This is a genomic window from Streptomyces echinatus (assembly GCF_014203595.1).
Taxonomy (GTDB): domain Bacteria; phylum Actinomycetota; class Actinomycetes; order Streptomycetales; family Streptomycetaceae; genus Streptomyces; species Streptomyces echinatus.
The window spans coordinates 52,329-66,085 of record NZ_JACHJK010000013.1 but is presented as its reverse complement, the minus strand read 5'-3'; the positions used below and the strand labels follow the sequence as shown (position 1 = coordinate 66,085).

The following is a 13,757-nucleotide window of genomic DNA, read 5'->3' as shown; positions in this document are numbered from 1 at the left end:
GTAGAGCATGGCATGTCAATGACAATCGTTCAGGGTTTCCCGGTGCGTCCGATGAATTCGCCAGTGGTTCACCCGAGCCCCATCATCCCCACGCGGTCCCCACAAATGCCCCGGCTCAGCCCGGCCCTCCGACGCTCTCCGCGGCGGCGAACAGAGCGAACGCGAGCACCACGAGCGCGATGCTCGCGTAGATCTCGTAGCCGTCCAGGAATCCGATCCGCTGCACGAAACCCACGTGCCAGTCCGTGAATTCATGCACGAGACCCAGCGCGCCCTGCACCAGGGCGATGAATCCGAGAAACTCCAGTACCTGCTTCACACCACGACTCTCACGGCGCGGCACCCCCCGGCGCATCGGCCGCGGGGCGAGCGCGCGGCGCCGAAAGACCGCGGCCGCGCCGGCGGGCGGCGCCGAAAGTTGACGGCGGTGCGACTTTCGTCGGTGATCCCGGGCGATCGGTCGGCGATCCGGGCGCAGGGCGGCGGCGGCGCGCGTTCCCCGCGTAGATTGCCGACCGTGAGCGATGACGAGCAGGCGCCGGCGCCGAAGGAGTTCGCGGGCCGCCGGTGGCTGTTCCCGTCCGCGCTGGTGCACGAGCTGGACCCGGACGCCGGGGCCCCGGGCCGGCGGCCCCGGCGCACCGCGCGCGACTGGGTCGTCGACTTCTTCTGCTTCCTCCTGGCCGTCGGCATCGGCCTGGCGGCGGCCCAGTCCCTGTCCGAGGAGACCGGCCTGCCGCGCTCCCTCGCCATCCTCGACCAGACGCTGGGCGCCCTCTCCTGCGGCGCGGTCTGGCTGCGGCGCCGGTGGCCGGTCGGGCTCGCCGTCGCGATGATCCCGGTGGGCCTGCTGTCCAACAGCTCGGGCGGCGCGTCGATGGTCGCCCTGTTCACGCTCGCCGTGCACCGGCCCTTCCGGTACGTCGCCTGGATCGGCGGCGCAGGCCTCGCCCTCATCCCGTTCTTCTTCTGGGTGCGGCCCGATCCCGACCTGCCCTACCTCGGCGTCGTCGTCTTCACCGCGCTGCTCACCGTGTCGATCACCGGCTGGGGCATGTTCGTCCGCTCCAAGCGGATGCTGATGCTCAGCCTCAGGGACCGCGCGCACCGGGCGGAGACCGAGGCGCGGCTGCGGGCCGAGCAGGCGCAGCGCCTGGCCCGGGAGGCCATCGCCCGCGAGATGCACGACGTGCTCGCCCACCGGCTCACCCTGCTCAGCGTGCACGCGGGCGCCCTGGAGTTCCGGCCGGACGCGCCCCGCGAGGAGATCGCGCGGGCCGCCGGGGTGATCCGGGAGAGCGCCCACGAGGCCCTGCAGGATCTGCGCGAGATCATCGGCGTACTGCGGGCCGGCGAGTCCGACGAGTCGTCCGGCGGGCGCCCCCAGCCGACGCTGGCCGCGCTGGCCGCGCTCGTCGCCGAGAGCCGCGAGGCCGGCATGGAGGTCGCCCTCGACCACCGCGTCGCCGACCCGGCCGCCGTCCCCGCCTCCGTCGGCCGCACCGCCTACCGCATCGCCCAGGAGGCGCTGACCAACGCCCGCAAGCACGCCCCCGGCACCGAGGTCACGGTCCGCCTCACCGGCAACCCCGGCGACGGCCTGACGGTCACCGTCGCCAACCCCGCGCCGCCCGCCGAGATCCCACCCGTGCCCGGCTCCGGCCAGGGCCTGATCGGCCTCACGGAACGGGCCACGCTGGCGGGGGGACGCCTGGAGCACGGCACGCGTCCCGACGGGGGGTTCGAGGTACGGGGGTGGCTGCCGTGGCCGCGGCACTGAAGGACGCCGTCCCCGCCCGCCCGCACCCCCGCCCGGCACCCGTACGCGTGCCTCCCGCCGCCGGCCGTTTCCGCCACCCCCCGCTCCCCGCTCATGATTACGTGACCCCATGACAGCGACGCCGATCAGACTCCTCCTCGTGGACGACGACCCCCTGGTACGCGCCGGCCTGGCCCTGATGATCGGCGGGGCCGAGGACATCGAGGTGGTCGGGGAGGCCGCCGACGGCGCCGAGGCCGACGAACTCGTGCGGCGGACCCGGCCGGACGTCGTCCTGATGGACATCCGGATGCCGTCGGTGGACGGGATCACCGCGACCCGGCGGCTGCGCGCCCGGCCGGACGCCCCGCAGGTCGTGGTGCTCACCACCTTCCACGCCGACGAACAGGTGCTGCACGCCCTGCGCGCCGGCGCCGCCGGCTTCGTACTGAAGGACACCCCGCCCGCGGAGATCGTCGACGCCGTGCGCCGGGTCGCGGCCGGCGACCCGGTCCTGTCGCCCGCCGTCACCCGCCAGTTGATGCGGCACGCGGCCGGTACCGCCGCCGACGACCGGCAGACCCGCGCGCGCGAACGGCTCGCCGTCCTCAACGACCGTGAACGCGAGGTCGCCGTCGCCGTCGGCCGCGGTCTCGCCAACGCCGGGATCGCCGCCGCGCTCTTCATCAGCGTGGCCACCGTCAAGGCCCACGTCTCGCGCATCCTCGCCAAGCTCGGCCTCGACAACCGGGTCCAGATCGCCCTGCTCGCCTACGACGCGGGGCTGTTGGAGGACGGCGGCGACGGGCACTAGCCGGACGCCCCGCGCGTTGGAGGGGTGACGGCCGACGGCCGCGGCCTCGGGGCAGTCCCAAGGGGAGGACATGGAACGAGTGATCGACCTGACGGAATCGGCCGACGCACTGCGCCGGGACCCGCATCCGGTGTACGCGCGCCTGCGCGAACAGGGCCCCGTCCACCGGGTCCGGCTCGCCATGCCGGGCGGAGACTGGGAGACCTGGCTGATCGTGGGGTATGAGGAGGCCCGCGCCGCCCTCGCCGACCAGCGGCTGGCCAAGGACATCGCCAAGATCGGCGACCCCCCGCTGGACGAGCAGCTGCTCGGCAAGTACCTGCTGGTCGCCGACCCACCACAGCACACGCGTCTGCGCGGCCTCGTCACGCGGGCCTTCACCGCGCGCCGGGTCGAGCGGCTGCGCCCGCGGATCCAGCAGATCACCGACGGCCTGCTCGACGAGATGCTCCCGCACGGCCGCGCCGACCTCATCGGCTCCCTCGCCTACCCGCTGCCGCTCACGGTCATCTGCGAGCTGCTCGGCGTGCCCGAGATGGACCGCACGGAGTTCCGGAAGATCTCCACCGAGGTGGTCGCGCCGACCGACGCCGACGCCGAGCACGCCGCGATCGTCCGCCTCGCCGAGTACCTCACCGAGCTGATCGAGGACAAGCGCCGCGCCGGTCCCACGGACGATCTGCTCAGCGACCTGATCCGCACCACCTCCGAGGACGGCGACCGGCTCTCCGCGCGCGAACTGCGGGGCATGGCCTTCCTGCTGCTCATCGCGGGCCACGAGACCACGGTCAACCTCATCGGCAACGCCGTGCTCGCCCTGCTCACCCACCCCGCGCAACTGGCGGCCCTGCGCGCCGACATGACCCTCCTCGACGCAGCGGTGGAGGAGACGCTGCGCTGGGAGGGCCCCGTGGAGAACGCCACCTTCCGGTACGCCGCCGAGCCGCTGGAGATCGCGGGCGCCGAGATCGGGCAGGGCGGCCATGTGCTGATCGGCCTCACCGCCGCCCAGCGCGACGGCGCCCGGTACACCGACCCGGACCGCTTCGACATCCGCCGCGACACCCGCGGTCACCTCGCCTTCGGCCACGGCATCCACTACTGCCTGGGCGCACCCCTGGCCCGGCTGGAGGGCGGCATCGCGCTCGGCACCCTCCTGGAGCGTGCCCCCGGCCTCGCCCTGGACGGCGAGCCGGGGGAGTGGCTGCCGGGCATGCTGATGAGAGGCGTGCGGAGCCTGCCGGTGCGCTGGTAGCGGGCGGGGCGGGCCATCGCCGGGAGCGGTGGTGGCCGTCAGCCCTGCGGCGGTCGGGCCCCGTCCGGGAGCTCCGTGAGCGCCACCGGCCGCCGGTCGCGGCGGGAGATCTCGCAGGCCTCGGCGATGCGCAGCGCCTGCAACGCCTCCGGGCCGTCGCACGGGTTGGGCCGCTCGCCGCGCACCACCTCCACGAAGGCGTTCAGCTCGGCCTCGTAGGCGGGCCCGAACCGTTCGAAGAACCCCGCCCACGGCTTGTCCGCGGGTGGCGGCCCGGTCGGCTCGGTGGACGCGAGGGGCGTACGGTCGTCCAGGCCCACCACCACCGTGTCCCGCTCCCCGGCCAGCTCCATGCGGACGTCGTAGCCGGCCCCGTTCAGCCGGGTCGCCGTCGCCGTCGCCAGGGTGCCGTCGTCCAGCGTGAGCAGTGCCGCGCCCGTGTCCACGTCACCGGCGTCGCGGAACATCGCGGGACCCGCGTCGGAGCCGGTGGCGTACACGTCGGTCACCTCACGGCCCGTCACCCACCGCAGCACGTCGAAGTCGTGGATCAGCGTGTCCCGGAACAGCCCACCGGACAGCGGCAGCCACTCGGCCGGGGGCGGGGACTGGTCGCAGGTCATGGCCCGTACGGTGTGCAGCCTGCCGAGCCGGCCCGAGGTCACGGCCTCCCGGGCGCCCGCGTAGCCCGCGTCGAACCGCCGCTGGAAGCCCATCTGCAGGACCGTCCCGGCGGCTTCGACCTCGGCGAGCGCGTGCAGCGTGCCCGGCAGGTCCAGCGCGATGGGCTTCTCGCAGAAGACCGGCAGGCCCGAGCGGGCCGCCCGGCCGATCAGTTCGGCGTGGGCCGCCGTGGCCGTGGTGATCACCATCGCGTCCACGCCCCACTTGAAGATCTCGTCCACGCCCGGCGCCGCCGTCTCGCCCAGCCGGTGCGCCAGTGCCTGCGCCCGCGCCGGGTCCGCGTCGGTCAGGATCAGGGAGCCGACCTCGCGGTGGCGGCTGAGCGTCCTCGCGTGAAGGGTGCCGATGCGGCCCGTTCCGATGACCCCGATGCGCATGGAAACAAAGTGAGGGCGGACCCCGTACCCTGTCAATGCGTATGTCCGGACAACCGGACTACACAACTTCCCGTCAACCGGGCACGGGGCTACGCTCGGCCCGTGCCGAAACCAGATGTGGACCCGACCGTGTCGCTCGACCTCCGTGTGGACCGTAGCTCCCCGGTGCCGTTGTACTTCCAGCTCTCCCAGCAGCTGGAGGCCGCCATCGAGCACGGCACCCTCACCCCCGGCAGCCTGCTGGGCAACGAGATCGAGCTGGCCGCCCGGCTCGGCCTGTCCCGGCCGACCGTCCGCCAGGCCATCCAGTCCCTCGTCGACAAGGGGCTGCTGGTCCGGCGCCGCGGCGTGGGGACGCAGGTCGTGCACAGCCAGGTCAAGCGTCCGCTGGAGCTGAGCAGCCTCTACGACGACCTGGAGGCGGCCGGCCAGCGTCCCGCGACCAAGGTGCTGGTCAACACGATGGTCCCGGCGTCCCCCGCGGTCGCCGCCGCGCTGGGCGTCACCGAGGGCGGCGACGTCCACCGCATCGAACGGCTCCGCCTCGCGCACGGCGAGCCGATGGCCTACCTGATCAACCATCTGCCGCCGGGCCTGCTCGACCTGGGCACCGACCAGCTGGAGGCCACCGGCCTGTACCGGCTGATGCGGTCCGCGGGGATCACCCTGCACAGCGCCCGCCAGTCCATCGGTGCCCGTGGCGCCACGGCCGCCGAGGCCGAGCGGCTCGCCGAGGCGGAGGGGGCCCCGCTGCTCACCATGCAGCGCACGACCTTCGACGACACCGGCCGCGCGGTCGAGTTCGGTGACCACACCTACCGTCCGAGCCGCTACTCCTTCGAGTTCCAGCTGCTCGTCCGGCCCTGAGGGAACCCCCGGGCCCTCCTCGCACCGTGCGGATGTCTTTCGTCGCAATGTCCGGACAATATGACCGGTGTGGGGTCCCCCGGTCGTGTCATGCGTGTTCCCCGTGTTCGATACTGAAGCGTTTGGGGCTGGTGAGGTCACCGCCGGTAGGCACCGACGGGTGAGGTCGCCCGCCCCTTACGCACGTCGGTACAGAGCAAGAGCACGGCAAGAAGGGCACGGCCTCGTGGCACGGTTTCGGACCTGGGTAGGCATAGCGCTGGCGGGGGCACTCTCCGTGTCCCTGGCGGCGTGCAGCAGCACCGGAGGCAAGCGGGCGGAGGACGCCCGCAAGGCCGCGGCCGCCCAGGGCAGGGCGGCGGTGAACACCCCGCGCTGGACCATCGCGATGATCACCCACTCGGGGGACGGCGACACCTTCTGGGACATCGTGCAGAGCGGCGCCGAGCAGGCCGCGGTCAAGGACAACATCAAGTTCCTGTACTCGCACGACGACGAGGCCCAGCAGCAGGCCCAGCTGGTGGACGCGGCCGTGGACAAGAAGGTCGACGGCATCATCGTCACCCTCGCCAAGCCGGACGCCATGAAGGCCGCCGTGGCCCGCGCCGAAAAGGCCGGCATCCCGGTGATCACGGTGAACTCCGGCTCCGAGGAGTCCAAGGCGTTCGGCGCCCTCACCCACATCGGGCAGGACGAGACCATCGCCGGCCAGGCGGTCGGCGAGGAGCTGAACGAGCGCGGCCGGAAGAAGGTCCTGTGCGTGCTGCACGAGCAGGGCAACGTCGGCCATGAGCAGCGCTGCGACGGTGTCGCCGAGACCTTCCACGGCACCCTGCGCAAGCTCTATGTCAACGGCACCAACATGCCGGACGTGCAGTCCGCGATCGAGGCCAAGCTCCAGGCCGACCCCTCCGTCGACTCCGTCGTCACCCTCGGCGCGCCCTACGCCGACACCGCCGCGAAGGCGAAGGCGGACGCGGGCAGCAAGGCCGAGATCGACACCTTCGACCTGAACGCCAAGGTCGCGGCCGCGCTGAAGGACGGCACCCTCGGCTTCGCCGTGGACCAGCAGCCGTACCTCCAGGGCTACCAGGCCGTCGACCTGCTGTGGCTGTACAAGTACAACGGCGACGTCCTCGGCGGCGGCAAGCCGGTCCTGACCGGCCCGCAGATCATCACCAAGGACCAGGCCGGCGCGCTGGCGGAGTACACCGATCGGGGCACCCGATGACCGCCGCCCCGAACCGCACCGATGCCGAGACGGCCGACGGCGAGGCGGCCGACGCCAAGACGGCCGGCGGGACCGTCGACGACGGGACCGCCGGTCACGGGACGGCTGACTACGGGACGGCCGACGAAAGGATTCTGCAGACCTCGGCGACGCGGAAACTGCTCGCCCGCCCGGAACTGGGCTCGGTCGTCGGCGCCCTGGCCGTCCTCGTCTTCTTCGCCTTCGCCGCCGACGGATTCCTGCGCGCCTCCAGCCTCAGCACGGTCCTGTACGCCTCCTCGGCCATCGGCATCATGGCCGTACCCGTGGCCCTGCTGATGATCGGCGGCGAGTTCGACCTGTCGGCCGGCGTCCTCGTGACGTCCTCCGCGCTGATCTCGTCGATGTTCAGCTACCAGATGACGGCGAACACCTGGGTCGGCGTGGGCGTCTCGCTGCTGGTCACCCTCGCCGTCGGCGCCTTCAACGGCTTCGTGCTCACCCGCACCAAGCTGCCCAGCTTCATCGTGACGCTCGGCACCTTCCTGATGCTGACCGGCATGAACCTCGGCTTCACCAAGCTGATCGACGGCACGGTCTCCACCAAGACCATCGGCGACATGGAGGGCTTCGCGAGCGCCCACGCCGTCTTCGCCTCGACGCTGACCCTCGGCGGCGTCGACATCAAGGTCACCATCCTGTGGTGGCTGGGCCTGGTCGCCCTGGCCTCCTGGATCCTGCTGCGCACCCGCACCGGCAACTGGATCTTCGCCGTCGGCGGCAACGAGGACGCGGCCCGCGCGGTCGGTGTCCCGGTCGCGGCGACCAAGACCGGCCTCTACATGGGTGTCGCGTTCGGCGCCTGGATCTCCGGCCAGCACCTGCTCTTCTCCTTCGACGCCGTCCAGTCCGGCGAGGGCGTCGGCAACGAGCTGATCTACATCATCGCGGCCGTCATCGGCGGCTGCCTGATCACCGGCGGCTACGGCAGCGCGGTCGGCTCGGCCGTCGGCGCACTGCTCTTCGGCATGACCAGCAAGGGCATCGTCTTCGCCGAGTGGAACCCCGACTGGTTCAAGTTCTTCCTCGGAGCGATGCTGCTCCTCGCGACCCTGCTCAACGCCTGGGTCCGCAAGCGCGCGGAGGCCGTGAAATGACCGAGACCGAGACGCGCACGGCCCTGGTGGAGCTGTCCGGCGTCGGCAAGCGCTACGGCAGCGTCCGGGCCCTGGAGGGAGTCTCCCTCCAGGTCCACGCGGGCGAGATCACCTGTGTCCTCGGCGACAACGGCGCGGGCAAGTCGACGCTGATCAAGACGATCGCGGGCCTGCACCAGCACGACGCCGGCACCCTGCGCATCGACGGCGAGGAGACCCGCCTCGCCTCCCCGCGCGAGGCCCTGGACCGGGGCATCGCCACGGTCTACCAGGACCTGGCCGTCGTCCCCCTGATGCCGGTCTGGCGCAACTTCTTCCTCGGCTCCGAGCCCCGTACCGGCGTCGGCCCCTTCAAGCGCCTGGACACCGGCCTGATGCGCCGCACCACCCGCGAGGCGCTGCTGCGCATGGGCATCGACCTGCGGGACGTCGACCAGCCCATCGGCACCCTCTCCGGCGGCGAACGCCAGTGCGTGGCGATCGCCCGCGCGGTCCACTTCGGCGCCAAGGTCCTGATCCTGGACGAGCCGACGGCGGCACTGGGAGTGAAGCAGTCCGGTGTGGTCCTCAAATACGTGGCCGCGGCACGGGACGAGGGCCTGGGCGTTGTTCTGATCACCCACAACCCGCATCACGCGTATCTGGTGGGCGACAGGTTCGTGCTCCTGAGGAGGGGCACGATGGTGGGCCATCACACACGGGACGAGATCACCCTGGACGAGCTGACGAAGCAGATGGCGGGGGGAGCGGACCTGGACGCTCTGGTACACGAACTGCAGCGCACCTGAGGGGCGCGGAGCGGTGCGCGGGTGCGGCTCCGCCGCGTGGGCGCGACGAGCCGCGGGGCGCCCGCCCCCCGGCAACGGTCGCGCATCCGCCACTCCCGCCCCGCACCGCACCCACCCCCGCGGTGAGGCAGAATCGAGCCCGATGAGCACCTACCGCGACCTCACCGCCCCCATCGGCTCCCGCCGGGCCCCAGTGCTCCGCACGGTCGGCACCAAGGAGCGCCGGTCACACCTGACCGCGCCCCGTGTCCCCACCGTCGGCATCGACATCGGCGGCACCAAGGTCATGGCGGGCGTCGTGGACGCCGACGGCAACATCCTGGAGAAGCTCCGCACGGAGACCCCGGACAAGTCCAAGAGCCCCAAGGTCGTCGAGGACACCATCGTCGAGCTGGTCCTGGACCTGTCCGACCGGCACGACGTGCACGCGGTCGGCATCGGCGCGGCCGGCTGGGTCGACGCCGACCGCAACCGCGTCCTGTTCGCCCCCCACCTGTCCTGGCGCAACGAACCGCTGCGCGACCGCCTCGCCGGCCGGCTCTCCGTGCCGGTCCTGGTGGACAACGACGCCAACACCGCCGCCTGGGCGGAGTGGCGTTTCGGCGCCGGCCGCGGCGAGGACCACCTCGTCATGATCACCCTCGGCACCGGAATCGGCGGCGCCATCCTGGAGGACGGCCAGGTCAAGCGGGGCAAGTTCGGCGTCGCCGGCGAGTTCGGCCATATGCAGGTCGTGCCCGGCGGCCACCGCTGCCCGTGCGGCAACCGCGGCTGCTGGGAGCAGTACAGCTCCGGCAACGCCCTGGTCCGCGAGGCGCGCGAGCTGGCCGCCGCCGACTCCCCGGTGGCCTACGGGATCATCGAGCACGTCAAGGGCAACATCGGTGACATCACCGGCCCGCTGATCACCGAGCTGGCCCGCGACGGCGACGCGATGTGCGTGGAACTGCTCCAGGACATCGGCCAGTGGCTCGGCGTCGGCATCGCCAACCTCGCGGCGGCCCTCGACCCGTCCTGCTTCGTGATCGGCGGCGGCGTCAGCGCCGCCGACGACCTGCTCATCGGCCCGGCCAGGGACGCCTTCAAACGCCACCTCACCGGCCGCGGCTACCGGCCCGAGGCCCGCATCACCCGCGCCCAGCTCGGCCCCGAGGCGGGCATGGTGGGCGCCGCCGACCTGGCCCGGCTGGTCGCCCGCCGGTTCCGCCGGGCCAAGCGGCGCCGGGTGGAGCGCCACGAGCGCTACGAGCGGTACGTCCAGGGCCGCCGCGACCGGGACAGCGCATGACGCCGTCGCTGCCGCACCAGGGCGGCCCGCCGGACGAGCGGGACCGGTCCGCCGAGAACCCGCGCCACAAGGCGAGGCGCCGGGCGCTGACCCTGCTGATCATCGTCCTGCTCATCGGCGTCCCGGCCGGCTACCTGGTGATCTCCGCGAACCAGAGCCGCGACAGCGGCAAGGACAAGGAGGCGAAGTACTCCGCCACCGGCCTCACCCCCGGCTGGCCGTCCAAGGTGCAGCGCCGCCTCTACCAGGTGCCGGTCCCGCTTCCCGCCGACGACATCGCCTACTACGAGACGAACAACTGGAAGACCAGCCGCCTCTACGTCCAGTTCCGCACCAACCCGGCCGGCCTGGACAGCTTCCTGGAGGCCATGGGCTTGCGCCGGGAGCAGCTGCGGAAGGACTACATCGCGGTCGGCGAGCGGGACCGCAAGGTCAGCGGCTGGACCTTCGGCGGCCAGGGTTCCTGGTGGGGCCTGACCCACGAGCAGAAGAACCCGGCGCCCACCCAGGACGTCGTCGTCGACCTGTCCGACCCGCAGAACCCGACGGTGTTCGCGGTCTCCCGCACGGTCCCGTGAACCGGGGCTCCGAGCGGGCCTCGGAGCCGGTTGTCAGACCCCGCCCGTAGAGTCGAAGACGTCTGATCCGACACACGGGCGGGAGGTGGCAGGACGTATGAGCGGCACGACGGCGGTGGCCGAGCGCACGGGAGGCTCCCCGGAGACGGAGACCGGGCACCCGGTCCCGGTGCGCCTCGCGTCCGTCTACCTGCCCGCACCCCTGCCGCGCGAGGGCCGCCTCGCCTTCTGGGACCCCGAGGGCGACCCGCTGCCCCCGGTTCTCGCCGGCGGCCCGGAGGAACTGACGGTCGTACGACGCCATGGCGCCGGTGTGCGCCGCCGGCAGGTGCCCGCGCTGACCCTGCCGCTCGCCGAGGCCCTGCCGCTGCTGGTCCGCGCCCGGCACGACCCGGCCGCCCACCCGGCCACCGCCTGCTGGGGCGCCGCCGCCCTGCACGCGCTGCGCCTCGTCGCCCGCGGCCGGCTGCTGCCCGGCCTGACCCCGGACGGTCACGACGCCTGGCGGGCCGGCCCGCTGGAGCCCGACGACATCGCCCACCTGCGCGCGATCGCCGCCGCCCTGCCGCCCGAGGGCCACGCCGTGCCCCTCCCCGGCCCGGGCGCGCTCCGGCTGCCCGAGCCCGAGGCCCTGGTCCGCTCCTTCCTGGACGCGGTCGCCGACACCCTGCCGCGCACCCCTGCGGCCCCCCACACCTGCGGCCGGCCCTTCGCCGCCCGCGAGCCGCAGAGCCTGCCCGACGCCCACGAGTGGGCGGCCGAGGTCGCCGCCGGAATGGACGCGGGCGTCCGCGTCTCGCTCCGCCTGGACCTGTCCGCGTACGACGTCTTCGACGCCGGCGCGGGGGGCGGGGCCCGCGCCGGCGGAGCCGCCGTCGTGCAGGTACACAGTCTCGCCGACCCCACCCTGGTGGCCGACGCGGCGGCCCTGTGGGCAGGGGAGGCCGACACGGCGTTCGGGCCCCGCGCGCGCGTGGACGCGGCCCTCGCCGTCCGGCGCGCCGCCCGGGTGTGGGCCCCGCTGGACCGCCTCGCCGAGCAGGACGTCCCCGACGTCCTCGCCCTGTCCGAGGAGGAGCTGGGCGAGCTGCTCGGGGTGGCGGCGAGCCGGCTGGCCGCCGCCGGGGTCGCCGTCCACTGGCCCCGGGACCTCGCCCGCGACCTGACCGCCACCGCCGTGGTCCGCCCGGCACCCGGCTCGGCGACCGACGGGACCGGCTTCTTCGAGAGCGAGGACCTGCTCCGGTTCCGCTGGCAGCTCGCGCTCGGCGGCGATCCCCTCGACGAGGCCGAGATGGACGCCCTCGCCGAGGCCCACCGCCCCGTCGTACGGCTCCGGGACCGCTGGGTGCTGGTCGACCCCGCACTGGTCCGCAAGGCCCGCAAGCGCGAGCTGGGCCTGCTCGACCCGGTCGACGCGCTGTCCGTGGCGCTGACCGGCGAGGCCGAGGTCGACGGCGAGAGCGTCGAGGTCGTCCCCGTCGGCGCGCTGGCCGCCCTCCGCGACCGGCTCACCGCCGGTCTGCGCCCCGCGGCCGCGCCCCCCGCTCTGGCCGCCACCCTCCGCGACTACCAGCTGCGCGGGCTGGCCTGGCTCGACCTGATGACCTCGCTCGGCCTCGGCGGCTGCCTCGCCGACGACATGGGCCTCGGCAAGACCGTCACCCTCATCGCCCTGCACCTGAAACGGGCCCGCACCGAACCCACGCTCGTGGTCTGCCCGGCCTCCCTCCTCGGCAACTGGCAGCGGGAGATCACCAGGTTCGCGCCCGGCGTCCCCGTCCGCCGCTTCCACGGCCAGAACCGCACCCTGGAGGGCATCGACGGCGGCTTCGTCCTCACCACGTACGGCACCATGCGCTCCACCGCGGCCCGCCTCGCCGAGCAGCCCTGGGGCATGGTCGTCGCCGACGAGGCCCAGCACGTGAAGAACCCCTACTCCGCCACCGCCAAGGCGCTGCGCACCATCCCGGCCCCCGCACGCGTGGCGCTCACCGGCACCCCGGTGGAGAACAACCTCTCCGAACTGTGGGCCCTGCTCGACTGGACCACCCCCGGACTCCTCGGCCCGCTGAAGTCCTTCCGCGCACGGCACGCCCGCGCGGTGGAGAACGGCGAGGACGCGGAGGCCGTGGAGCGCCTGTCCCGGCTGGTCCGGCCGTTCCTGCTGCGCCGCAAGAAGTCCGACCCGGGCATCGTGCCCGAGCTGCCGCCCAAGACCGAGACGGACCACCCGGTGCCGCTCACCCGGGAACAGGCCGCGCTGTACGAGGCGGTGGTGCGCGAGTCGATGCTGGCGATCGAGACGGCCGAGGGCATGGCCCGGCGCGGCCTGGTCCTGAAACTGCTCGGTGCCCTGAAGCAGATCTGCGACCACCCGGCGCTGTATCTGAAGGAGGACGCGCGCGCCGACCGGCTCGCCGCCCGCTCCGGCAAACTCGCCCTCCTGGACGAGCTGCTGGACACCCTGCTCGCCGAGGACGGCTCGGCGCTCGTCTTCACGCAGTACGTCGGCATGGCCCGCCTCCTCACCGCCCACCTGTCCGCCCGGGCGATCCCCGTCGACCTGCTGCACGGCGGCACCCCGGTCCCGGAACGCGAGCGCATGGTCGACCGCTTCCAGAACGGCGAGACCCCGGTCCTCGTCCTCTCCCTGAAGGCCGCCGGCACGGGCCTGAACCTCACCCGCGCGGGTCATGTCGTCCACTTCGACCGCTGGTGGAACCCGGCCGTCGAGGAGCAGGCCACGGACCGCGCCTACCGCATCGGCCAGACCCAGCCCGTCCAGGTCCACCGCCTGATCACCGAGGGCACGGTGGAGGACCGCATCGCCGAGATGCTCGCCGCCAAGCGCGCCCTGGCCGACGCGATCCTCGGCTCCGGCGAGGCGGCGCTGACCGAGCTGACCGACCGTGAGCTGTCCGATCTCGTCTCCCTGCGGAGGACGTCATGACGGACACCGGCCGGCCCCGCCCCGGCG

12 protein-coding genes are annotated in these 13,757 nt (G+C 73.2%); 10 read left to right on the top strand and 2 right to left on the bottom strand.

Features of this window, described 5'->3' with window-relative positions:
- Positions 1 to 115: 115 nt before the first annotated feature.
- Positions 116 to 319 (bottom strand): hypothetical protein, encoded by a 204-nt coding sequence (locus FHS34_RS30640; protein ID WP_184971433.1) that lies wholly within the window; start codon positions 317 to 319, stop codon positions 116 to 118.
- 189 nt (positions 320 to 508) lie between these two features.
- Between FHS34_RS30640 and FHS34_RS30635 the strand changes: the two genes are divergently transcribed.
- The 3 genes from FHS34_RS30635 to FHS34_RS30625 all read left to right on the top strand — a co-directional run bounded on the left by FHS34_RS30635 (position 509) and on the right by FHS34_RS30625 (position 3,828).
- A complete protein-coding gene (locus FHS34_RS30635) occupies positions 509 to 1,780 on the top strand; it encodes a sensor histidine kinase (protein WP_225817686.1) in 1,272 nt (423 codons plus the stop codon).
- Between the two features lie 109 nt (positions 1,781 to 1,889).
- The gene (locus FHS34_RS30630; protein ID WP_184971429.1) at positions 1,890 to 2,573 is read left to right on the top strand and encodes a response regulator; all 684 of its coding nucleotides are present in this window, start codon (positions 1,890 to 1,892) and stop codon (positions 2,571 to 2,573) included.
- Between the two features lie 70 nt (positions 2,574 to 2,643).
- A complete protein-coding gene (locus FHS34_RS30625) occupies positions 2,644 to 3,828 on the top strand; it encodes a cytochrome P450 family protein (protein WP_184971427.1) in 1,185 nt (394 codons plus the stop codon).
- Positions 3,829 to 3,866: 38 nt separating this feature from the next.
- Here FHS34_RS30625 and FHS34_RS30620 read toward each other — a convergent pair whose 3' ends face one another.
- Positions 3,867 to 4,889, bottom strand: a complete 1,023-nt coding sequence (locus FHS34_RS30620) for a Gfo/Idh/MocA family protein (protein ID WP_184971425.1) — start codon at positions 4,887 to 4,889, stop codon at positions 3,867 to 3,869.
- Positions 4,890 to 5,018: 129 nt separating this feature from the next.
- Between FHS34_RS30620 and FHS34_RS30615 the strand changes: the two genes are divergently transcribed.
- The 7 genes from FHS34_RS30615 (at position 5,019) to FHS34_RS30585 (ending at position 13,730) form a co-directional block, all read left to right on the top strand.
- On the top strand, positions 5,019 to 5,756 hold the full coding sequence (locus tag FHS34_RS30615) for a GntR family transcriptional regulator (protein WP_184971811.1): 738 nt from the start codon (positions 5,019 to 5,021) through the stop codon (positions 5,754 to 5,756).
- Positions 5,757 to 5,982: 226 nt separating this feature from the next.
- The gene (locus FHS34_RS30610) at positions 5,983 to 6,987 is read left to right on the top strand and encodes a sugar ABC transporter substrate-binding protein (protein ID WP_184971423.1); all 1,005 of its coding nucleotides are present in this window, start codon (positions 5,983 to 5,985) and stop codon (positions 6,985 to 6,987) included.
- Entirely contained in the window at positions 6,984 to 8,123 is a 1,140-nt protein-coding gene (locus FHS34_RS30605; protein ID WP_225817687.1) for an ABC transporter permease, read from the top strand. The genes FHS34_RS30610 and FHS34_RS30605 overlap by 4 nt, the downstream gene beginning before the upstream one ends.
- A complete protein-coding gene (locus FHS34_RS30600) occupies positions 8,120 to 8,911 on the top strand; it encodes an ATP-binding cassette domain-containing protein (RefSeq protein WP_184971421.1) in 792 nt (263 codons plus the stop codon). The genes FHS34_RS30605 and FHS34_RS30600 overlap by 4 nt, the downstream gene beginning before the upstream one ends.
- A 142-nt stretch (positions 8,912 to 9,053) precedes the next feature.
- A complete protein-coding gene (locus FHS34_RS30595; protein WP_184971419.1) occupies positions 9,054 to 10,199 on the top strand; it encodes an ROK family glucokinase in 1,146 nt (381 codons plus the stop codon).
- On the top strand, positions 10,196 to 10,777 hold the full coding sequence (locus tag FHS34_RS30590) for a sugar kinase (protein WP_184971417.1): 582 nt from the start codon (positions 10,196 to 10,198) through the stop codon (positions 10,775 to 10,777). Before FHS34_RS30595 ends, FHS34_RS30590 begins: the two co-directional genes overlap by 4 nt.
- Before the next feature lie 97 nt (positions 10,778 to 10,874).
- Positions 10,875 to 13,730: an SCO1167/SCO6262 family helicase gene (locus tag FHS34_RS30585; protein WP_184971415.1), complete on the top strand. Its 2,856-nt coding sequence runs from the start codon at positions 10,875 to 10,877 to the stop codon at positions 13,728 to 13,730.
- The last annotated feature ends 27 nt before the right edge of the window (positions 13,731 to 13,757 follow it).